This window comes from Streptomyces sp. NPDC006332 (genome assembly GCF_040612855.1).
GTDB lineage: Bacteria > Actinomycetota > Actinomycetes > Streptomycetales > Streptomycetaceae > Streptomyces.
The window spans coordinates 16,775-37,369 of record NZ_JBEXRA010000050.1 but is presented as its reverse complement, the minus strand read 5'-3'; the positions used below and the strand labels follow the sequence as shown (position 1 = coordinate 37,369).

The following is a 20,595-nucleotide window of genomic DNA, read 5'->3' as shown; positions in this document are numbered from 1 at the left end:
TCGTGGACGCCCGGCTTTTTCACCGGCGGCCGGTCAGCCGCCTGGCGTTGTCCAGGTGCGCGGTGAGCTGCTTCTGGATGCGTTCGGTGGCCTCGTCGAGCACCCGGCGCGTACGCCGTCCGCTGCCGTCGCCCGCCTCGAAGGGATCACCGAAGACGACGTCGACGCGGCTGCGCAGCGGAGGCAGCCCCTTGACCAACCGTCCGGGCCGGTCGGAACTTCCCAGGACGGCCACCGGGACGATCGGGGCGCGGCCGCGTACCGCGAAGTACGCGAGCCCGGCGCGCAGTGCGGCGAAGTCCCCCTCGCCCCGGGTGCCCTCCGGGAAGATCCCGAGGACACCGCCGTTGTCCAGCACGCCCAGTGCCTGGGTGATCGCCGTGCGGTCGGTGGTGTCGCGGTCGACCTTGACCTGCCCGATGCCGAGCAGGAACGGGTCGAGCGGACCGATGAAGGCTTCCTTCTTGATCAGGAAGTGCGTCGGCCGGGGCGCCACGCCCATGACCATCGGGCCGTCGATGTTGTGGGAGTGGTTGACGGCGAAGATCACCGGTCCGGTCGCGGGCACCTTCCAGGCACCCAGCACCCGCGGCTTCCACAGGCCGTACATCAGGCCGACGCCGATGCGCCGCCCGACCTCGGCGCCCTTCTGGGAGGGCACGGACGGACCACTCACTTCGCGTCCCGCTTCTCCTCGACGAGCGTGACGACGCACTCGATGACCTGCGCGAGGGTGAGCTCGGTGGTGTCCACCTCGACCGCGTCGTCCGCCTTGGCGAGCGGCGAGGTCTTACGGCTGGAGTCGGCCGCGTCCCGCTTGATCAGGGCCTCGCGGGTGGCGTTGACGTCGGCGCCCTTGAGCTCGCCGCTGCGCCGGGCCGCGCGGGCCTGGGCGGAGGCGGTCAGGAAGATCTTCAGGTCGGCGTCGGGCAGCACGGTGGTACCGATGTCGCGGCCCTCCACGACGATGCCCTTCTCGGCGCCGGCCGCGATGGAGCGCTGCAGTTCGGTGATCCGGGCCCGCACGTCGGGCACCGCGCTGACCGCGCTGACCTTGGAGGTGACCTCCTGGGTGCGGATCGCGGCGGCCACGTCGGTGCCGTCGACCGTGATCGTCGGGTTCGCCGGGTCGGTGCCGGAGACGATGTCCGCCTTGCCGGCCACGGCGGCGATCGCCGTGGGGTCCTCGGTGTCGATCCCGTTGGTCACCATCCACCAGGTGATCGCCCGGTACTGGGCGCCGGTGTCCAGGTAGCTCAGGCCGAGCTGCGCGGCGACGGCCTTGGACGTGCTCGACTTACCCGTGCCGGAGGGGCCGTCTATGGCGACAATCACGGGCTGGGCGGCGCCGTTTTCCACGGGGGGACACCTTCCTGGTGCGGTGCGCTGGGGTGTGCGGGGCGCGGACGTGCCCCGCACAAGGTTACTGGCTCCCCGGGCGCCCTCCGACAGGCGGATGACGGGAGGAGGGGCCCGCTCGGGTGCGGGCGGTCACTGCCGGATGGCCCAGCCCCGTTCCTTCAGCGCCACCGTCAGCACGGGCGCCGCCTTCGGCTCCACCATCAGCTGCACCAGGCCCGCCTGCTGGCCGGTCGCGTGCTCGATACGGACGTCCTCGATGTTGACCCCGGCCATCCCGGCGTCCGCGAAGATGCGGGCCAGCTGACCGGGCTGGTCGTCGATGAGGACGGCCACGACCTCGTACGCCCGCGGGGCGGACCCGTGCTTGCCGGGCACCCTGACCTGGCCCGCGTTGCCGCGCCGCAGGACGCCCTCGATGCCGAGGGTGCCCTCGCGGCGCTTGTCCTCGTCGGAGGACTGCAGCGCGCGCAGGGCCCGCACCGTCTCGTCGAGGTCCGCGGAGACGTCCCCGAGGAGGTCGGCGACCGGACCGGGGTTCGCGGACAGGATGTCGATCCACATCCGGGGGTCGGAGCCGGCGATCCGGGTCACGTCCCGGATGCCCTGTCCGCACAGCCGGACGGCGGCCTCCTCGGCGTGCTCCAGACGGGCGGCGACCATGCTGGCGACCAGGTGGGGCATGTGCGAGACGAGCGCGACGGCCCGGTCGTGGGCGTCGGCGTCCATCACCACCGGCACCGCGCGGCAGTGCGAGACCAGCTCCAGAGCGAGGTTCAGGACCTCGGTGTCGGTGTCGCGGGTCGGCGTCAGCACCCAGGGGCGGCCCTCGAACAGGTCGCCGGTGGCCGCCAGCGGTCCCGACTTCTCGCGGCCGGACATCGGGTGGGTGCCGATGTACGGCGACAGGTCCAGGCCGAGCTCCTCCAGCTCGCGGCGCGGGCCGCCCTTGACGCTGGCCACGTCGATGTAGCCGCGGGCGACACCCCGGCGCATGGCGTCCGTGAGCACCCCGGCCACATGGGCGGGCGGGGCGGCGACGATCGCGAGGTCCACGGGCCCTTCGGGGCTCTCGTCGGTGCCGGCGCCGAGCGCGGCCGCGGTGCGGGCCTGCTCGGGGTCGTGGTCGGCGAGGTGGACGACGACGCCGCGCTGGGTCAGGGCGAGCGCGGCGGACGTACCGATGAGGCCGGTTCCGATGACCAGTGCGGTCCTCACTGGGCGATGTCCTTGCGCAGGGCCCCTGCCGCACCGAGGTAGACGTGCGCGATGTCGGCGCGGGGCCGGGCGGACTCGATGTGCGCGAGGACCCGGACCACCCGGGGCATGGCGCCCTCGATGTCGAGTTCCTGGGCGCAGATCAGCGGTACGTCGGCGAAACCGGTGCCGAGCTTGCGGGCCGCGGCCGCCGGGAAGTCGCTGTGCAGGTCGGGCGTGGCCGTGAACCAGACGCTGATCAGGTCGTCGGCGGTCAGACCGTTGCGCTCCATGATGGCGGTGAGCAGGGCTCCGACCTGCTCGTCCATGTGGCCGGCCTCGTCCTTGTCGAGTTGGACGGCGCCCCGGACCGCTCGTACCGCCACGGCGATGCTCCTTGCTGATGTATGGCTCTGGATATATCAAGCGTAGTCAGCCTCCGTCGGACCGGCGCTCGGCGCCCGTTCCCTGAGACGCCTCCGCACACCTGTGGCACGGGGTCCCGGGGTGCTTCTAACGCGGTGCTTTCGGTGTCAGGATGCTGCTGCTCATCCCGCCGATCTCAGCCCACTGGTTCTTCCGCACGTTCGGAGTGACGACATGACCGACAGCCCGAAGCGGCGCACCCTCCTTCTCGCGGCGGGCGGGGCAGGCGCCGCGGCGCTGACCGCGGGGTGCGGCGGGGGCAAGGACTCCTCGTCCTCGAACGCCACCCCCGGGCAGGAACTGGCCAGGACGGCGGACATCCCGGTCGGCGGCGGCAAGATCTTCAAGGACGAGGGGATCGTCGTCACCCAGCCCCAGCAGGGCGAGTTCAAGGGCTTCTCGAACATCTGCACGCACGCCCAGTGTCCGGTGGCCGGCGTCTCGGACGGCACCATCAACTGCACCTGTCACGGCAGCAAGTTCAGCATCACCGACGGCTCGGTGGTCCACGATCCGGCGACGCGACCGCTGCCCGAGAAGAAGATCACGGTGCGGGACGGCTCGATCCGCCTGGCCTGAGGATCATCTGGGCCGTCCGTTCGACACCGGCCCGCCCTCCGGCGCCCGACCGGCAGGCGCCGGGGCGCGTCAGGCGTCCCAGAGCGCCCCGAACGTCGCCAGCTCGCTCTGGTACTCGATCCGGTCCGCCCACTGCGCGGGCCACACCTCCGCACCCAGGTGCGCGCCCGCGAACGCGCCCGCCAGACAGGCGATCGAGTCGGAGTCGCCCGAGGTGCAGGCGGCGCGCCGCAGGGCCGTCAGCGGCTCGTCGACGAAGAGCAGGAAGGACAACAGCCCGGTCGCCAGCGCCTCTTCGGCGATCCAGCCCGCCCCGGTGGCCAGGCACGGGTCGGTCTCGGGCGAGGGAGTCCGCAGCGCCTCCTGGAGACGGTCCAGGACCCCCACGCACTCGTCCCATCCGCGGGCGATGAACTGCTCGGGCGAGGAGTCGTGGCCGCGCGTCCACAGATCACCGAGCCAGCGCTCGTGGTAGTGGCTGCGGTTGTCGTCCGCGTACGACCGCAGCAGCCCGGTCAGCGCGGCGGGCTCGGCCCCCTGCGCGAGCAGCCGTACGGCATGGGCGGTGAGGTCGGACGCGGCGAGTGCCGTCGGATGGCCGTGGGTGAGCGCGGCCTGCAACTGGGCGGCACCCGCGCGCTGTTCGTCGCTCAGCCCGGGGACGAGCCCGACCGGTGCGACCCGCATGTTGGCGCCGCAACCCTTGGAGCCGATCTGGCTGGCGTCCTGCCAGGGCCGGTCCTCACGTTCCAGCAGCTCGCAGGCCCTCAGACAGGTGTTGCCCGGCGCCCGGTTGTTCTCCGGCGACCGGTTCCAGGCGATGAACTCCCGCCGCACCGGCTCGACCAGGTCGGGCCCGAGTACCCCGCGGTCCATGGCCGCCCGCAGTCCTCGCGCCAGCGCCAACGTCATCTGCGTGTCGTCGGTGACGATCGCGGGCGTCGGCAGCGCCATCTCCCGCCACGGCCCGCACTTGGCGAGGATCGACGGCACGTCGTTGAACTCGGTCGGAAAGCCGAGCGCGTCGCCGAGGGCGAGCCCCGTGAGCGCGCCGGTGGCGGCACGCTTCGTGGCGGTCATGGTCATGGGTGGGTGGTGTCCTTCCCGAAGTGACTGGACGAGCGACGAGGCCCGTTTAATCGTCACCTTGACCATAAGGGGCGGCGGCAGGCGTACGCAAGAAAGCGGCCGGCCCCGTGACGGGAAACCGGCCGCCTGCGCCTCGGCGCAACTCGCCCACGCCTTCGCGGGGTTACCTACAGGTCCACTTCCTTCATCAGCATCCCGACCTCCGTGTTGGACAGCCGCCGCAGCCAGCCCGACTTCTGGTCGCCGAGGGTGATCGGCCCGAAGGAGACCCGCACCAGCTTGTCGACCGGGAAGCCCGCCTCGGCGAGCATGCGACGGACGATGTGCTTGCGACCCTCGTGGAGGGTCACCTCGACCAGGTAGTTCTTGCCTGTCTGCTCGACGACCCGGAAGTGGTCCGCCTTCGCGTACCCGTCCTCCAGCTGGATGCCGTCCTTGAGCCGCTTGCCCAGGTCACGCGGGATCGGACCCACGATGTGCGCGAGGTAGACCTTCTTCACGCCGTACTTGGGGTGTGTCAGCCGGTGCGCCAGCTCGCCGTGGTTGGTGAGCAGGATGACGCCCTCGGTCTCGGTGTCGAGCCGACCGACGTGGAAGAGCCGGGTCTCACGGTTGGTGACGTAGTCGCCGAGGCACTGCCGGCCCTCGTTGTCCTCCATCGTCGAGACGACACCGGCGGGCTTGTTCAGCGAGAAGAACTGGTACGACTGCGTCGCCACGGTCAGGCCGTCGACCTTGACCTCGTCCTTCTCCGGGTCGACCCGCTTGCCCTGCTCCAGCACGATCTCGCCGTTGACCTCGACCCGCGCCTGCTCGATCAGCTCCTCGCAGGCCCGCCGGGAGCCGTAGCCCGCGCGTGCGAGGACCTTCTGCAGTCGCTCACCCTCCTGCTCGGCGCCCGGGAAGGTCTTGGGGAGCTTGACGTCCTTCTTGCCCGCGTACCGCTCGCGGTTGCGCTCCTCGGCGCGCGTCTCGTACTCGCGTGAGGTCGCCGGAGCCGTCCGCCTGCTCTGCTGGGGCCGCTTCGGGCCGCCCTTGGCACCGCCGCGGGCCGCGCCGCCACGCCCGGCCTTCGGGCCCTCATGAGACGCGCCGGGGCCCACGTCGTAGCGGCGCTCCTCGGGGCGGGGCTTGCTGGGACGACCCTGACCCTTGCCCTGGTCCTGGCCCCTGCTCTGGCCCTGACCCTTGCTCTGGCCCTGCTTCTGGTCCCTGTTGTTGCCGGCCCCGCGGTGGTTACCGCGCCCACCGCTCTTGCCGCTACCGCTACCGCTGCTTCGCATCAAAGTTCCGTCGTCGTCGGGTTCGTCGTGGGACCGTCGTCCGGGTCCGGGGCGTCCGGATCGAACGACGGTACGCCTTCCTGTGTCTCGGCCTCGATCGCCTCCGCCTCCGGGAGGAAGGGCGCGAGCTCCGGGAGCTCGTCCAGACCGCGCAGGCCCATCCGCTCCAGGAAGTAGTTCGTCGTCACGTACAGGATCGCACCTGTTTCGGGTTCCGTGCCCGCCTCCTCCACCAGACCGCGCTGGAGCAGGGTGCGCATCACGCCGTCGCAGTTCACTCCGCGCACCGCGGAGACCCGGCTGCGGCTGACCGGCTGGCGGTAGGCGACCACCGCCAGGGTCTCCAGCGCCGCCTGCGTGAGCCTGGCCTGCTGACCGTCCAGGACGAAGCCCTCGACGGCCGGCGCGTACTCGGGGCGGCTGTAGAAACGCCAGCCGCCCGCGATCAGCCGCAGCTCGAAACCGCGCCCCTGGACGGTGTACTCGTCGGCCAGTTCCCGCAGCGCGTCCCCGATCTGCCTCTTCGGCCGCTGGAGTATCTTCGCGAGGTGCTCCTCGGTCGCGGGCTCGTCCACGACCATGAGGACGGCTTCCAGGGCCGGTTTGAGGTCGAGGTCGGCGACCGTGCGCGGCCCGGCCGGAACGTCGGTCGTCTCCTCGCTCACGCCTTCTCCTCCTTGGGGTCGTCCTTCGGTACTTCGGGCGGCCGGTCGAACTCGTCGGTGACCTTCGGCGTATCGCCCCCGTCTCCGCCGGTCCAGCGCACCAGCAGCTCCCCGAGGGCCGTCTCCTGCTCCAGCCCGACGGCCTTCTCCCGGTACAGCTCCAGCAGCGCCAGGAAGCGCGCCACGACGGTCAGGGTGTCGTCGGTGTCCTCGATCAGCGCCCGGAAGCTCGCCTCGCCCCGCTCCCTGAGCCGTGCGACCACGATCTGCGCCTGCTCCTGGACACTGACCAGCGGCGCGTGGATGTGGTCGACGTACACCTGCGGCCGGGGCCTGGGCTGCATCGCCTTGACGGCGAGCTTCGCGAAGCCCTCCGCGCCGATGCTGATGACCACCTCGGGCAGCAGTTCGGCGTGGTGCGCCTCGAGTCCGACGGTACGGGGGTAGCGGCGGGCCTCGTCGTCGAGCCGGTGGCTGAAGATGTCGGCGATCTGTTTGTACGCGCGGTACTGGAGAAGCCGGGCGAACAGCAGGTCCCGGGCCTCCAGCAGAGCCAGGTCGGCCTCGTCCTCCACCTCGGCGGCGGGCAGCAACCGGGCCGCCTTCAGGTCCAGCAACGTGGCGGCGACGACCAGGAACTCGGTGGTCTGGTCGAGGTCCCAGTCCGGGCCCATCGCCCGGATGTGCGCCATGAACTCGTCGGTCACCTTGGACAGGGCGACCTCGGTGACGTCCAGCTTGTGCTTGGAGATCAGCTGGAGGAGGAGGTCGAAGGGTCCCTCGAAGTTGGCGAGACGGACCTTGAAGACACCGTCGCCGGAGTCTTCAGGGTCTTCGGGGTCTCTGGGCTCTTCGGGCTCTTCCAGTTGCCCGGGTTCTTCGGGGTCTCCGGGCGCCTCGGACCGCACCGGGGCGGGAATCTCCACCGGCGCGGGAATCGAGGCCTCGGTGGAGGGCTCCGCCGACGGAGCGAGGGCTTCCGCAGGAGCCGGAACTGCTCCCGGCCCCCTGCCCAGCGCACGCCGACGGCCGGCGGCTGCGCCGGCGCCCGGGGGAACGTCGTTCGAGGTCATGGCCCCCGCAGGCTACCGTTACCGCCCGCGCAGCCGTCGTACGAGGATGCTCGCGTCCCCGCGCGACTCCAGGTCGGCCAGCACCACGGCGACGGCCTCGCGGACGATCCGACCGCGGTCGACCGCCAGTCCGTGCTCGCCCCGGAGCACCAGACGCGCGTGCTCCAGATCCATCAGCTCCTCGGCGGAGACGTACACGGTGATCTTCTCGTCGTGCCGCTCCCGCCCGCTGGGACGGCGCGAGGCCGCCCGTCCGCGCTTGCCGCGCGGGGCCGCCGCGCCCGCACCCGAGGCAGAACCTTCCTGCGGGGCCTGACGACGTCCGGCGGGGTCAGTGCCCCGGCTGCGGGACTCGCCGGCCCCGGCCGGCTCCGAGTCGGCCGCCACATGCTCCGCGCCGTCACCGTCACCATCCTGGGCCGGCACCGACTGCGGTGCGTCCTCGGACGAGGACGGCGCCGCGGCCGCGGCCCCGTCCGACTCCCCCGCGGGCGCCGGCACCCGGGCCTCGCCGTTGACCGGGCGCCGGGGAGCGGACGGCTGGAGCGCCGTCCCCCCGGTCGTACGGAACAGTTCGTCGGCCCCCGGCAGACTCACTCGGCGTGACACCGGGCGAGCACCTCCCTGGCGAGCTGACGATAGGCGGCGGCGCCGACGGAGTTGGACGCGTACGTGGTGATCGGCTCACCGGCGACCGTGGTCTCCGGGAAGCGGACCGTGCGCCCGATGACCGTGTGGTAGACGTGGTCGTCGAACGCCTCGACGACCCGCGCGAGCACCTCACGGCTGTGCACGGTACGTGAGTCGTACATCGTGGCGAGGATCCCGTCGAGCTCCAGCTCCGGGTTGAGCCGCTCCTGGACCTTCTCGATGGTCTCCGTCAGCAGCGCGACACCACGGAGAGCGAAGAACTCGCACTCCAGGGGCACTATCACCTTGTGCGCGGCCGTCAGGGCGTTCACCGTGAGCAGGCCGAGCGAGGGCTGACAGTCGATCACGATGTAGTCGTAGTCGGCCAGCAGCGGCTTCAGGGCGCGTTGCAGCGTCGACTCGCGCGCGACCTCGGAGACCAGCTGGACCTCGGCGGCGGACAGGTCGATGTTGCTGGGCAGCAGGTCCATGTTGGGGACCGCCGTCTTCAGGAGCACCTCGTCGGCCGCCATGCCCCGCTCCATGAGCAGGTTGTAGACGGTGAGGTCGAGCTCCATCGGGTTGACACCGAGACCCACCGACAGCGCGCCCTGCGGGTCGAAGTCCACGAGCAGCACACGACGGCCGTACTCCGCGAGGGCGGCACCCAGGTTGATGGTCGACGTCGTCTTGCCGACGCCGCCCTTCTGGTTGCACATCGCGATGATCGTCGCGGGGCCGTGGTTGGTCAGCGGTCCCGGGATCGGGAAGTACGGCAGCGGGCGTCCGGTCGGACCGACGCGCTCTCGGCGCTGCCGGGCGGCGTCGGGCGCGAGCGTGGCCGCGTACTCTGGATCGGGCTCGTACTCGGCGTCGGGGTCGTAGAAGTGCCCGTCGGGCAGTTCGTCGTAGTCGGCGAATTGGTTGTGGGGCGCGCCACTTCCGTCGCCGGCCATGGCGTTCACGTGATGGCCATCCATGCTGTGGTGTGTCCGAGTCACCTGCGGACTCTGCTGGGCTGCGAAGGTGCGCACCGCGACGGAGCCGACAGCCTCGAGCCCCTCGGGGCCCTGGGCCCCTGCAGGCATTCCTGGTTGACCACCCCCGGGAGAAAATGTCGACTCATTCACAAGTCGTCTTACCTCCTTGGTGACCAGGAAACTTCTAGACAGGTCGGCGTGGCACCATGCCGACGGTTGGCGACTCTATGGCGTGTCGGGCGTCCGCAGCAACACAATCCACCGGACCCGGCAGGATGTGTCGGCAATGAAACATCCCTCTGTCAAGGGCGTACGGCCGTCGCACGGTGGGTTTCACCGGTGTACGAATCGGTTCAAGGGTTACGTTCGAGGCGAGTTGACCGAGTGCCGCAAAGTGACCATACACACACCTGGCCGGACCATGTCGGGCAAGGTCCGGCCAGGTGCACGGGGTTGACGACCTCTGTTGACGTATCGACCTTTACCAAAAGGAGACTTAAAGGTCGCCGCTCAGCCGAGCAGCGCGTCGAGCTCCACGTGCTCCAGCCCGTGTGCCTCCGCGACCTCGCGGTAAACGACCTTGCCGTCATGCGCGTTGAGCCCCTTGGCGAGCGCGGGATCCCGGCGCAGCGCCGCAACCCAGCCATGATCGGCGAGTTCGACGATGTACGGCAGGGTCGCGTTGGTGAGCGCGTAGGTGGAGGTGTTGGGCACCGCGCCGGGCATGTTGGCGACGCAGTAGAAGACCGAGTTGTGGACCGGGAAGGTCGGCTCGGCGTGGGTGGTCGGACGGGAGTCCTCGAAGCAGCCGCCCTGATCGATCGCGATGTCGACAAGGACACTTCCCGGCTTCATGCGGGACACGAGCTCGTTGGTGACCAGCTTCGGGGCCTTGGCGCCGGGGATGAGCACCGCGCCGATCACGAGGTCGGCCTCCAGGCAGGCCTTCTCCAGCTCGAAGGCGTTGGAGACGACGGTCTGGATCTTCGTACCGAAGACCTTGTCGGCCTCCTTGAGCTTGTTGATGTCCTTGTCGAGCAGGGTCACGTGGAAGCCCATGCCGATGGCGATCTGCGCCGCGTTCCAGCCGGAGACACCGCCGCCGATGACGACGGCCCTGGCGGCCAGGACGCCCGGGACACCGCCGGGCAGCACCCCTCGGCCGCCGTTGGCGCGCATCAGGTGGTAGGCGCCGACCTGGGGGGCGAGGCGGCCCGCGACCTCGGACATGGGGGCGAGCAGCGGAAGGGCGCGACTGGGCAGTTCGACCGTCTCGTAGGCGATCGCGGTGGTGCCGGACGCGACCAGGGCGTCGGTGCACTCCTTGGACGCGGCCAGGTGCAGGTACGTGAAGAGCGTCTGGTCCTTGCGGAGGCGGTGGTACTCCTCGGCGATGGGCTCCTTGACCTTGAGCAGCAGGTCGGCGGTGGCCCACACCTCGTCGGCGGTCTCCAGGATCCGGGCACCGGCCGCGGCGAACTCGCCGTCCGTGATGGAGGAGCCGACCCCGGCACCCCGCTCGATGACGACCTGGTGGCCGTGGCGCACCAGTTCGTGCACGCCGGCGGGGGTGATGGCCACCCGGAACTCGTTGTTCTTGACCTCGCGGGGGATGCCGACCTTCACGTCGATCACGGTCCTTGGCTCAGGGAATGGGGGGCATTACATGACATACCCAGGCATGCTCGGGCACACCAGGACACACCGCAGGAGAGCGCGCGGCAGAGCCAGTCTAATGAAGGTGTTCCCGCTGTCTAGCCTTTCATTGCATCAATCTTCAGCGGATGCACTGCGGATTTCGCAGGCGTTCGCGTCTTGCGTCAGTTGAACGGCCTGCTCCGGCTCCGGCTCGGCCTGTGTTTCGGGCGTCTGCAGCTCGTCGCCCAACAGCCGCTCGGCCGTACCCCGGTGCAGCGAGGCCGCCGCCGGATCGCCGAGACGCTCCAGCGTGTCGCCGAGCCGCAGCTGGAGCGCGGCCTGGAGACGGACGTCCTCGGCGCGGCGCGCCCACTCCAGCGCTTCGTGGCAGGTGCGCAGCGAGTCCTCGGGACGTCCGGCGTACTCCTGGACGCGCGCGAGTTCGCTCAACGCCCGCGCGTGGGCCGCCACATCGCCGTTCTTGCGGTGCCCGGCCACCGCCGCCCGCCAGCCCCGCAGCGCCTCGTCGTAACGACCCGCGACGGTGTGCGCGGCGGCGATACGGCCGTACAGCCGGGCGGCGTCCGCGCGCTCGTCCCGGGCCAGCCGCTGGGCGAGGGCGCGGCCGAACCAGTCGGCCGCCCGGTCGTGGTCCCCGAGCTCCAGGTGGGCCCCGCCCACGGATTCCATCGCGCGGCCGGTCGCGTACGGGTCGTTCGCCTCCCGTCCCGCGTCCAGCGCCGCCCGGTAGCGCGCCAGTGCCTCGTTCGTGCGGCCGGTCCTGGCGTCCAGGTCGGCGAGGTTCAGCAGCGCGGCGGCCTTCTCCCGGGGCAGGTTCTGGCGCTCGGCCACGTCGAGGACGAGGCGGTGGACGCCGTACAGGTCGGCCGCGACCGCCCGGGTGCCGCAGTGGGCCACCAGGGCCCGCACGAGCTGGGACATCAGACGCCGGGCGAGGGTGTCCAGCTCTCCGTCGGCGACCGCGAGCCGGGCCGCGGCCAGCAGGGCGGGCTTGCGCAGGGTCAGCCACTGGGCGGCCGCCCGAGGGGTCGGGAAGCGCAGGGCGGGGGGCATGCCCAGGAGCTTCTCGCGGGCCTCGGGGCTGTCGGTCTCGGTGATCGCCCGGCAGGACTGCAGCAGCCGCACGGTCCGCTCCAGCATGCGGGCCCGGGCCAGCTGCAGCTCGGCGGGCCGGTCCTGGGTCTCGGTGAGCGCCTTCAGCAGGGGGTGCAGACACCCGGGGACCTCGTACTGCGGCAGCGGCGAGTCCACCGGCCTGAGCAGACCGAGGGCGACGAAGTCGTCCAGGGTGGTGCGGGCCCCGGTCACCGAGCAGCCGGCCAGCGCGGACGCGGTGTGCGGGTCGACCAGGCCGGCCGGGGCGAGGGCGAGCAGGCGCAGTATCCGGGCGGCGGGACCGGGCAGGGAGGCGTACACGAGCCGGAAGACCCGGCTGAGCGGGGTGCCCTCCTCCCCCTCGGCGTGCAGGTGCTTGGCGAAGTCGGAGACGGCCGACTTGGGGCGGGCCGCGAGCCAGCCACCGGCCAGGGTCAGCGCGGCGGGCTGACCCTGGCAGGTCACCACCAGTCCCTCGGCGGCCCGCGGATCGACGGTGATGCGGACCGACCCGGTGTGCCGGGACAGCAGTTCCACCGCCGACTTGGTGTCGAGGCCGCCCAGGGTGCAGGGGCGGACGTCCGCGATCCCGGTCAGCGGGCCCCCGGAGACGGCGACGACCAGACACTCCGGGGTGTCCGGCAGCAGGGCGTCGACCTGTTCGGCGGTGGCCGCGTCGTCGAGCAGGAGCAGCGTCCGGCGGTCGGCGAGCGCCTCGCGCAGGGCCGCGGTGAGGTCGTCCTCGGCGGCTCCGGCCGGGGCCGGCACCTCCAGGGCGGCGAGCAGTTCGCGGGCGGTGCGCTCGACCGGGACGGGGGTGCCGTCGGGTTCGCCGAGGCGGGCCCGCAGGACCCCGTCCGGGTAACGGTCGGCGACCTGTCGGGCGAGTTCCGCGGCGAGGGCGGTGCGTCCCGAACCGGGCCTGCCGGCGATGAGGAGCACGCGCGCGCGGGGGGCCTTGCGGCCGGAGATCGTGTCCAGTCCGGCGCGCTCGATGTCGGCGCGCAGTTCCTTCAATTCCCGTGTGCGGCCGAGGAATTGGTCGTCCCGGGGAGCCTGTGCCGACAGCCGTGCACCGTCTGCGTCCACCACCTGATCCGTCACGGGCCACACTCCCGTCCCACCGCACGCGCAAGCCCGCCGGGACTCCGGTTCGGGCGTTTCCAGAGCCTAGTTCACGCTCTGCTACGTTCCGGGCGGAGCGCGGCGGACACATCCCTCAATCGGATCAGCGGATGGTCACACCGGGAGGGGTGTGAATGTTCGGAATGTTCCGGAGTGCGGGCGCGGGCGTTCAGGAGTCGAATGGGCGTGCGGGCCACGGCGCCTCAGCCGGGCGCAGTGCGTCGAGCCCGTCGCCGCCCCGCGCCGCGACCAGCGACAGCACGCCCACCACGAGGCAGTTGTTGTGCAGGTCGCCCGCCAGCACACCCCGGACCAGGTCGTCGACCGGCACCCGCGCGTGCTCCATGTCGGCCTCCTCGTCCTCCACCTCGAAGCGGTCCCCGTCGGCCTCGGACAGGTCGCGGGCGAGGAAGATCCGTACGGCTTCGTCACAACCGCCGGGGGTGGTGTAGACGTCGGTCAGCACCCGCCAGTCCTCGGCCTTGACGTGCGCCTCCTCGTACAGTTCGCGCTGGGCCGCGTGCAGCGGGTTCTCGCCGGGCACGTCGAGCAGGCCGGCCGGGATCTCCCACAGCCGTTGCCGCGCAGGGTGGCGGTACTGCTTGATCAGCAGGACCCGGTCCTCCCCGTCGAGGGCGACGACGGCCACCGAACCGGGGTGGACCTGGTAGTCGCGGTTGACCACCGAGCCGTCGGGCATGACCACCTCGTCCGTGCGGACGGAGGTCTTGTTGCCCACGAAGGGGGTCTGGGTCGACCGGATCCGCCACTCCTCGGGGGTGTCCTTGATCGTCATGCCCTGTCCTTCCAGACGTACGGAAACCACGCGACGCAGGCGGCCGGAAGCCGTCCGACGCGCTGCGGCCACGGGTGAAAAAGCAGCCGGGGCGGTCACCTTTTGAAGGATCGCACCCCGGCCACCGTACAACTGGTGTGTTACTTCGAATTCTCCCGCGCTGCCACTGTCCTTTCGACGGCCGCCTTCACGAGCCCGGCGAACAGCGGGTGCGGACGCGTCGGACGCGAGCGCAGCTCCGGGTGCGCCTGGGTGGCGACCAGATAGGGGTGGACCTCGCGCGGGTACTCGACGTACTCGACGAGCTTGCCGTCCGGCGAGGTGCCGGAGAACTGGATGCCCGCCCTCTTCTCCAGCTCCGCGCGGTAGGCGTTGTTCACCTCGTAGCGGTGCCGGTGGCGCTCCTCGACGTACTCCTTGCCGTCGTACACCTCACGCACGATCGAGCCCTCGGCGAGCTTGGCCGGGTACATGCCCAGCCGCATCGTGCCGCCCATGTCGCCCTCGCCGGCGACGATGTCGAGCTGCTCGGCCATGGTGGAGATGACCGGGTGCGAGGTGGCCGGGTCGAACTCGGTGGAGTTGGCGTCCGGGATGTCAGCGAGGCTGCGCGCGGCCTCGATCACGATGCACTGGAGGCCCAGGCACAGGCCGAGCAGCGGGATCTTGTGCTCGCGGGCGTAGCGGATGGCGCCGACCTTGCCGAGCACACCGCGGTCGCCGAAGCCGCCGGGGATGCAGATGCCGTCCACGTCCTCGAGCTGCTGGGCGGCGCCGGCCGGGGTCTTGCAGTCGTCCGAGGTGACCCACTTGATCTTCACGCGGGCCCGGTTGGCGAAGCCGCCCGCGCGCAGCGCCTCGATGACCGAGAGGTAGGCGTCGGGCAGGTCGATGTACTTGCCGACCAGGGCGAGGGTGATCTCGTGGTCGGGGTTGTGGACGCGGTCGAGCAGGTCGTCCCAGGTCCGCCAGTCCACGTCGCGGAACGGCAGGTCCAGTTTGCGGACGACATAGGCGTCCAGGCCTTCGCCGTGCACGGTCTTCGGGATGTCGTAGATCGAGCGGGCGTCGGGGCAGGCGACCACCGCGGCCTCGTCGACGTCGCACATCAGGGAGATCTTGCGCTTGATCGCGGTGGGTACCTCGCGGTCGCAGCGCAGCACGATCGCGTCTGGCTGGATACCGATGTTCCGCAGCGCGGCGACCGAGTGCTGGGTCGGCTTCGTCTTCAGCTCGCCCGAGGGGCCGATGTACGGCAGGAGGGAGATGTGGACGACGAAGACGTTGTCCCGGCCGACCTCGTGCCGGACCTGGCGGACCGTCTCCAGGAAGGGCAGCGACTCGATGTCGCCGACCGTGCCGCCGACCTCCGTGATCACGACGTCGACCTCGTCGGTCGCCATGCGGCGGATGCGGTGCTTGATCTCGTTGGTGATGTGCGGGATGACCTGGACGGTGTCGCCGAGGTATTCGCCACGCCGTTCCTTGGCGATCACCGTGTTGTACACCTGGCCGGTGGTGACGTTGGCGGAGCCGTCCAGGTCACGGTCGAGGAAGCGCTCGTAGTGGCCGATGTCCAGGTCGGTCTCGGCGCCGTCGTTGGTGACGAACACCTCACCGTGCTGGAAGGGGTTCATCGTGCCCGGGTCGACGTTCAGGTACGGGTCGAGTTTCTGCATCACGACGCGCAGGCCACGCGCCTTGAGCAGCATGCCGAGGCTGGAGGCCGTCAAGCCCTTGCCGAGCGAGGAGGCGACACCCCCGGTCACGAAGATGTGCTTTGTCGTCGTGGCGGGGCTGTTTCGAAAAGCAGCGGGCGGCATGGCCAAGGCGGGGCTCCCGTGGTCGCGGTCTGGGGTTGCGGTGCGGCTGCCGAACCGGAAGCTATCCGGAGGCGCCGTCGCTGCGGTTCGGGGGTTTCGTGCCCACCGGTCCACGGGCTACCAGGGTATCAGCGACCGGGCGCGGCGATTTCCGGCCACGCTCCGCACACAGACCGCCACAGACCCGCACGCTCTCACGTGTTTCTCACCCCACGCTCACCCGTTCGGCTCACCCGCGTTGCCCGGGGCAGCACGCAGATCATCTACGTGCGTCGTATCCTGCTCGGACACTCACTGCCGAGCCAGGCCGGCAACACGGGACCCACCCCCCTCCCGTCATCACCGGAACAACGAGAGCTCGTCAGTTCGTTGAGCAACAGTTGTCGTTTTGCCTCACAGCGGTAGGACTGTTTTGATTCACCGCTCAACGACGCAGTACCAAGACCAAACCCCTTTTACCGCAAGCGACAGCCCCCTGTTCCGGGGGTGACGTGGCCGTTCGACTGGAGTTGCACGTGGCCGGGCGCATCGAAGATTACGCACTCATCGGAGACATGCAGACCGCCGCCCTGGTCTGCCGGGACGGCACGGTGGACTGGCTGTGCCTGCCCCGCTTCGACTCGCATGCCATCTTCGCCGGTCTGCTCGGCACGGAGGAACACGGCTTCTGGCGGATCGGCCCGGCACACGCGTCCGGGGACGAGCCGCCCACCGCGGCCCGGCGCAGCTACCGCGGCGACTCCCTGATCCTGGAGTCCGAGTGGGACACCCCACGCGGCACGGTCCGGGTGATCGACTTCATGCCTCCGCGTGACGGCGCTCCGCAGCTGATCAGGATCGTGGAGGGTGTCTCGGGCCGGGTCCCGATGCGCTCGGCGCTGCGGATGCGTTTCTCCTACGGCCGGATCGTGCCGTGGGTGCACAAGCACGAGGGCCGTACGGTGGCCGTCGCCGGTCCGGACTCCGTGTGGTTCGACACAGAGGCCGAGACGTACGGGAAGTCGCTGACGACGTACGCGGACTTCACCGTCGCCCCCGGGGACCGGATCGCGTTCACCATCTCCTGGGAGCCCTCGCACAAGGAGCCGCCGCCGCTGCCGGAGCCGGAGCAGTCGCTGGAGGCGACGGAGGACTTCTGGCGGGAGTGGGTCGAGCACTGCACGTACCACGGCCCCTACCGCGAGGCCGTGATCCGTTCGCTGATCACCCTGAAGGCGCTGACCTACGGCCCGACCGGCGGCATCGTCGCCGCGCCCACCACGTCCCTGCCGGAGGAGATCGGCGGTGTCCGCAACTGGGACTACCGCTACACCTGGCTGCGGGACGCGGCCATCACGCTCTCCTCGCTGCTGCGCACCGGCTACCGCGAGGAGGCCCGCGCCTGGCGCGAATGGCTGCTGCGGGCCGTCGCCGGCGACCCGGAGAACCTGCAGATCATGTACGGCATCGCGGGTGAGCGCGAGCTGGGCGAGGCCGAGCTGGACTGGCTGCCCGGCTACGAGGACTCCGGGCCGGTCCGGGTCGGCAACGGCGCCGCGCACCAACTCCAGCTGGACGTGTACGGCGAGGTCACCGAGGCCCTGCACCTGGCCCACATGACGGGCCTGGCCCGCAACGACTACGCCTCGCTGCTCCAGCTGAAGCTGATCCGCTACCTGGAGCAGCACTGGGACGAGCCGGACGAGGGCATCTGGGAGGTGCGCGGCCCGCGTCGCCACTTCGTGCACTCCAAGGTGATGGCCTGGGTCGCCGTCGACCGCACGATCAAGCTGATCGAGTCCGGGGACGCGGACGGCCCGCTGGAGAAGTGGCGTGAACTGCGCGACGACATCCACCGGGACGTGTGCGAGCGGGGCTACGACAAGGAGCGCAACACCTTCACCCAGTCGTACGGCTCGAAGGAGTTGGACGCCTCCCTGCTGCTGATCCCGCAGATGGGCTTCCTGCCGCCGGACGACAAGCGCGTGATCGGCACGATCGAGGCGATCCAGCGGGAGCTGTCCACCTCGGACGGTTTCATCCTGCGCTACCCGACCTCGGGCGACAACGAAGGCGTCGACGGCCTGCCCGGTGACGAAGGGGCCTTCCTGGCCTGCTCGTTCTGGATGGCGGACGACCTCGCGATGATCGGCCGCGTGGACGAGGCACGCAAGCTGTTCGAGAAGCTCCTGTCCCTGCGCAACGACCTCGGCCTGCTGGCGGAGGAATGGGACCCGCGCCTGCAACGCCAGGTCGGCAACTTCCCCCAGGCCTTCAGCCATGTGCCCCTCATCGACACGGCCCTGCGCCTGACGGCCTCGGGGGCGTACGGCGGCTGAGCGAGCCCCGCGGACCGTGCCCGCCTAGGCTGGAAGCAGAACAATTGCCCCTTCTCGGAAGGGAGCGACCATGGCTTCCCCCTCCAAGGCGGGCGCGGCTCTGACCGCGTTGCGCGAGGATCTCGTCGGCGACGTGTTCACCCCGGAGGACCTCGGGTACGAAGACGCCCGGACCGTCTTCAACGCCATGATCGACCGGCGGCCGGCGGTGATCGCGCAGTGTGTGGACGAGACCGATGTGGTGCGCTCGCTGCGCTTCGCCCGGAGCCTCGATCTGCCGGTCGCGGTACGCGGCGGCGGGCACAGCGTGGCGGGCATGGCGCTGGGCGACGGGGCGGTGGTGGTCGACCTGCGTCACATGCGCGCCGTGACGGTCGATCCCGCGGCCGAGGCGGTACGGGTCGCGGGCGGCGCCACGATGAGCGACCTGGACCGCGCCACCCAGCCCCACGGTCTGGCCACCACCGGTGGCCGGGTGTCGACGACCGGTGTGGGCGGCTTCGTCCTGGGCGGCGGCACGGGCTGGCTCGACCGGCACTGCGGACTGGCCGTCGACAACCTCCTGGGCGTGGAACTGGTCACAGCCGACGGCAGCAGGGTGCACGCGAGTGACGACGAGAACCCGGACCTGTTCTGGGCCCTGCACGGCGGCGGCGGGAACTTCGGCGTCGCGACCGCGATCACCCTGAAGCTGCACGAGCTGCCCGAGTTCTCCATCGCGCTGCTGCTGTACCTCCCCGAGCACGGCCTGGAGGCCACGCGTACCTTCCGCGACGTCATCACCGCCGGTCCCGACGAGGCCGGTGGCGCCGTCATCTATCTCACCGGCCCGCCCGAGGAGTTCGTGCCGCCGCATCTGGTCGGGACGTTGCTGTGCGGGGTGCTGCTGACGTACGCCGGGTCCGAGGCCGACATGCGCAAGGTGGCCGAGCCGCTGCTGGCACTGCCGCACGAGTCGGAGGTCGTCGGGGCGATGCCGTACGCCGACGTCCAGTGCATGATCGACGATCCTCCCGGAATGCGGAACTACTGGTCGGCGGAGTACCTGACGGGCGCGCCCGACGACTTCGTGGCCGCCTTCTGCGCCCAGGGGGAGGCCATGCCCGTACCGACCGGCACCTTGCACGCGCTGTTCCCGCAGGGCGGCGCGATCGGCACCGGGCCGCACACGTATCCCGTGCCCTACCGGGACGCACCGTGGGGCGTGCACCCCTTCGGGCTGTGGGAGGACCCCGCGGACGACGAGCGCTGCGTCCAGTGGGTGCGGGATGTCCGTACCGCCGTCGGGCCGTGGAGCACCGGCGCGGTCTACCTCAACTTCATCGGTGACGAGGGCGGCGACCGGGTCGTGGCCGGCGTGGGCGCCGAGAACAGTCGGCGGCTGGCGGAGGTGAAGCGGCGGTACGACCCCGACAACGTCTTCCGCTTCAACCACAACATCAGGCCGGGCTGAGAGCTGTCGCGGCATCAGACGGGCTGCGGGGCGGGCGTTGCCGGAGCGGCCGCGACCTTGCGGGTCTCGCGCATGATCAGCAGTCCGTTGACCACCATCAGTGTCGCGGTCAGGCAGTGGATGCCGAGCGCGGTGGCCACGGAGCCGTGGTGGGCCAGCACGGTGGCCATGTCGCCGTACGCGGCGAGGGCCTCCACCAGCAGCGCCAGGCCCAGCGCCCGGCGGTGGCCCGTCACCAGCAGGACGCCGAGGACCAGGGCTAAGACGACGTCGCGGATTCCCTTGATGACCAGGAAGCCGCCGCCGTCACCGGACGGCCAGCTCGGCAGGCCGAAGGTCGGCGCCGTCGTCTCCGGGCTCAGGATGAACTCCGTCCCGAACCAGAGGATGAAGAGGATGAAGGCGGCGGCCAGGACGGTGTTGATCTTCTTCAGTGACATGGTTCTTCTCCTTGCGAGTCTTCGTCAGCTCGGTGAGCTTCGTGGCGCCGCTGAGCGGTGCGAGGCCCGAGGTCGGGGCGGCTTCGGTGTCAGACAAGGGCGGTGACCAGCAGGGTGAAGGCGGCGATGATGACGGCGACCCGGACGTAGTGGAAGCGCTCCCAGCGGTTCAGCTGCTCCTTCCAGTCCGCGGGCCGGCTCTCAGGGGTCCAGGCCTTGTTCCGGTTGTTGATCGGGACGAGCAGCAGGATCGACATGATCACGCTGACGATCAGTAGCGCGGCGGCGGTGACGACGAGGCCGGCACCGCCGTCGCGCCATCCGGCGATGGCCCAGACGGCGCTCAGGACGAGCGAGCCGATGTACCAGAACGGCATCACGGCGCCGAGCATCCGGCCCCCGTGGGCGTGGGCCAACTGGTTGCTGTCGTCCGGAAGGGCGTTGAAGATCCGGTTCATGACGAAGGCGACGGAGAACTCCACCCCCACCATCAGACCGACGACCACGGTGGTGAAGACCTCGAGAGCGTTGAGCATGATGATCCCTTCTGGATCTAGCACTGCTAGGTGATGAGGCAACGCTAGTACTACTGCCGCTCGCTTGTC

General features: G+C 70.5%; 19 protein-coding genes. 3 read left to right on the top strand and 16 right to left on the bottom strand.

Annotation, left to right across the window (positions count from 1 at the left end; translation table 11 throughout):
* Nucleotides 1-19: 19 nt before the first annotated feature.
* The 4 genes from ABZ027_RS33730 to aroH all read right to left on the bottom strand — a co-directional run bounded on the left by ABZ027_RS33730 (nt 20) and on the right by aroH (nt 2,942).
* Nucleotides 20-610, bottom strand: a complete 591-nt coding sequence (locus ABZ027_RS33730; RefSeq protein WP_356775103.1) for a lysophospholipid acyltransferase family protein — start codon at nt 608-610, stop codon at nt 20-22.
* Between the two features lie 62 nt (nt 611-672).
* Nucleotides 673-1,359, bottom strand: coding sequence for a (d)CMP kinase (cmk, locus tag ABZ027_RS33725; protein WP_356775043.1), 687 nt, complete (start codon nt 1,357-1,359; stop codon nt 673-675).
* A 132-nt stretch (nt 1,360-1,491) separates the two neighbouring features.
* Nucleotides 1,492-2,577: a prephenate dehydrogenase gene (locus tag ABZ027_RS33720; RefSeq protein WP_356775041.1), complete on the bottom strand. Its 1,086-nt coding sequence runs from the start codon at nt 2,575-2,577 to the stop codon at nt 1,492-1,494.
* Nucleotides 2,574-2,942, bottom strand: coding sequence for a chorismate mutase (gene aroH, locus ABZ027_RS33715; RefSeq protein ID WP_356775039.1), 369 nt, complete (start codon nt 2,940-2,942; stop codon nt 2,574-2,576). Before aroH ends, ABZ027_RS33720 begins: the two co-directional genes overlap by 4 nt.
* A 214-nt stretch (nt 2,943-3,156) precedes the next feature.
* Here aroH and ABZ027_RS33710 point away from each other — a divergent pair, with 214 nt between their 5' ends.
* On the top strand, nt 3,157-3,561 hold the full coding sequence (locus ABZ027_RS33710; protein WP_356775037.1) for a Rieske (2Fe-2S) protein: 405 nt from the start codon (nt 3,157-3,159) through the stop codon (nt 3,559-3,561).
* Nucleotides 3,562-3,630: 69 nt separating this feature from the next.
* Here ABZ027_RS33710 and ABZ027_RS33705 read toward each other — a convergent pair whose 3' ends face one another.
* The 10 genes from ABZ027_RS33705 to ABZ027_RS33660 form a co-directional block, all read right to left on the bottom strand.
* A complete protein-coding gene (locus ABZ027_RS33705; RefSeq protein WP_356775035.1) occupies nt 3,631-4,647 on the bottom strand; it encodes an ADP-ribosylglycohydrolase family protein in 1,017 nt (338 codons plus the stop codon).
* Nucleotides 4,648-4,817: 170 nt separating this feature from the next.
* Nucleotides 4,818-5,933, bottom strand: a complete 1,116-nt coding sequence (locus tag ABZ027_RS33700) for a pseudouridine synthase (protein WP_356775033.1) — start codon at nt 5,931-5,933, stop codon at nt 4,818-4,820.
* Nucleotides 5,933-6,598, bottom strand: a complete 666-nt coding sequence (scpB, locus tag ABZ027_RS33695; RefSeq protein WP_356775031.1) for an SMC-Scp complex subunit ScpB — start codon at nt 6,596-6,598, stop codon at nt 5,933-5,935. The genes ABZ027_RS33700 and scpB overlap by 1 nt, the downstream gene beginning before the upstream one ends.
* Nucleotides 6,595-7,671, bottom strand: a complete 1,077-nt coding sequence (locus tag ABZ027_RS33690) for a segregation/condensation protein A (protein ID WP_356775029.1) — start codon at nt 7,669-7,671, stop codon at nt 6,595-6,597. Before ABZ027_RS33690 ends, scpB begins: the two co-directional genes overlap by 4 nt.
* A gap of 18 nt (nt 7,672-7,689) precedes the next feature.
* Nucleotides 7,690-8,280: a hypothetical protein gene (locus tag ABZ027_RS33685; RefSeq protein ID WP_356775027.1), complete on the bottom strand. Its 591-nt coding sequence runs from the start codon at nt 8,278-8,280 to the stop codon at nt 7,690-7,692.
* Complete coding sequence (locus ABZ027_RS33680; protein ID WP_356775025.1) at nt 8,265-9,389, bottom strand: ParA family protein; 1,125 nt, start codon at nt 9,387-9,389, stop codon at nt 8,265-8,267. The genes ABZ027_RS33685 and ABZ027_RS33680 overlap by 16 nt, the downstream gene beginning before the upstream one ends.
* A 402-nt stretch (nt 9,390-9,791) precedes the next feature.
* Nucleotides 9,792-10,916, bottom strand: coding sequence for an alanine dehydrogenase (gene ald, locus ABZ027_RS33675; RefSeq protein ID WP_356775023.1), 1,125 nt, complete (start codon nt 10,914-10,916; stop codon nt 9,792-9,794).
* A 135-nt stretch (nt 10,917-11,051) separates the two neighbouring features.
* On the bottom strand, nt 11,052-13,139 hold the full coding sequence (locus tag ABZ027_RS33670) for a tetratricopeptide repeat protein (protein ID WP_356775021.1): 2,088 nt from the start codon (nt 13,137-13,139) through the stop codon (nt 11,052-11,054).
* A 190-nt stretch (nt 13,140-13,329) separates the two neighbouring features.
* Nucleotides 13,330-13,956 (bottom strand): NUDIX hydrolase, encoded by a 627-nt coding sequence (locus ABZ027_RS33665; protein WP_356775019.1) that lies wholly within the window; start codon nt 13,954-13,956, stop codon nt 13,330-13,332.
* Between the two features lie 140 nt (nt 13,957-14,096).
* Nucleotides 14,097-15,779, bottom strand: coding sequence for a CTP synthase (locus ABZ027_RS33660; protein WP_356775101.1), 1,683 nt, complete (start codon nt 15,777-15,779; stop codon nt 14,097-14,099).
* A gap of 515 nt (nt 15,780-16,294) precedes the next feature.
* Between ABZ027_RS33660 and ABZ027_RS33655 the strand changes: the two genes are divergently transcribed.
* Nucleotides 16,295-18,097 carry a glycoside hydrolase family 15 protein gene (locus tag ABZ027_RS33655; RefSeq protein ID WP_356775099.1) on the top strand — a complete coding sequence of 601 codons (1,803 nt, stop codon included), beginning with the start codon at nt 16,295-16,297 and terminating at the stop codon, nt 18,095-18,097.
* Nucleotides 18,098-18,167: 70 nt separating this feature from the next.
* Nucleotides 18,168-19,550 (top strand): FAD-binding oxidoreductase, encoded by a 1,383-nt coding sequence (locus ABZ027_RS33650; RefSeq protein ID WP_356775017.1) that lies wholly within the window; start codon nt 18,168-18,170, stop codon nt 19,548-19,550.
* 14 nt (nt 19,551-19,564) lie between these two features.
* Here ABZ027_RS33650 and ABZ027_RS33645 read toward each other — a convergent pair whose 3' ends face one another.
* Together ABZ027_RS33645 and ABZ027_RS33640 are read right to left on the bottom strand one after the other, a co-directional pair.
* On the bottom strand, nt 19,565-19,990 hold the full coding sequence (locus tag ABZ027_RS33645) for a DUF4267 domain-containing protein (RefSeq protein ID WP_356775015.1): 426 nt from the start codon (nt 19,988-19,990) through the stop codon (nt 19,565-19,567).
* An 89-nt stretch (nt 19,991-20,079) separates the two neighbouring features.
* Nucleotides 20,080-20,526, bottom strand: coding sequence for a DUF1772 domain-containing protein (locus ABZ027_RS33640; protein WP_356775013.1), 447 nt, complete (start codon nt 20,524-20,526; stop codon nt 20,080-20,082).
* Nucleotides 20,527-20,595 lie beyond the last annotated feature (69 nt).

Excerpts from the sequence above, each read along its gene's own strand:
- ABZ027_RS33730 (WP_356775103.1), bottom strand. The coding sequence starts at position 610 with ATGTACGGCCTGTGGAAGCCGCGGGTGCTGGGTGCCTGGAAGGTGCCC.
- ABZ027_RS33710 (WP_356775037.1), top strand. The coding sequence starts at position 3,157 with ATGACCGACAGCCCGAAGCGGCGCACCCTCCTTCTCGCGGCGGGCGGG.
- ABZ027_RS33705 (WP_356775035.1), bottom strand. The coding sequence starts at position 4,647 with ATGACCATGACCGCCACGAAGCGTGCCGCCACCGGCGCGCTCACGGGG.
- ABZ027_RS33700 (WP_356775033.1), bottom strand. The coding sequence starts at position 5,933 with ATGCGAAGCAGCGGTAGCGGTAGCGGCAAGAGCGGTGGGCGCGGTAAC.
- ABZ027_RS33690 (WP_356775029.1), bottom strand. The coding sequence starts at position 7,671 with ATGACCTCGAACGACGTTCCCCCGGGCGCCGGCGCAGCCGCCGGCCGT.
- ABZ027_RS33680 (WP_356775025.1), bottom strand. The coding sequence starts at position 9,389 with ATGCCTGCAGGGGCCCAGGGCCCCGAGGGGCTCGAGGCTGTCGGCTCC.
- ABZ027_RS33665 (WP_356775019.1), bottom strand. The coding sequence starts at position 13,956 with ATGACGATCAAGGACACCCCCGAGGAGTGGCGGATCCGGTCGACCCAG.
- ABZ027_RS33660 (WP_356775101.1), bottom strand. The coding sequence starts at position 15,779 with ATGCCGCCCGCTGCTTTTCGAAACAGCCCCGCCACGACGACAAAGCAC.
- ABZ027_RS33650 (WP_356775017.1), top strand. The coding sequence starts at position 18,168 with ATGGCTTCCCCCTCCAAGGCGGGCGCGGCTCTGACCGCGTTGCGCGAG.
- ABZ027_RS33645 (WP_356775015.1), bottom strand. The coding sequence starts at position 19,990 with ATGTCACTGAAGAAGATCAACACCGTCCTGGCCGCCGCCTTCATCCTC.
- ABZ027_RS33640 (WP_356775013.1), bottom strand. The coding sequence starts at position 20,526 with ATGCTCAACGCTCTCGAGGTCTTCACCACCGTGGTCGTCGGTCTGATG.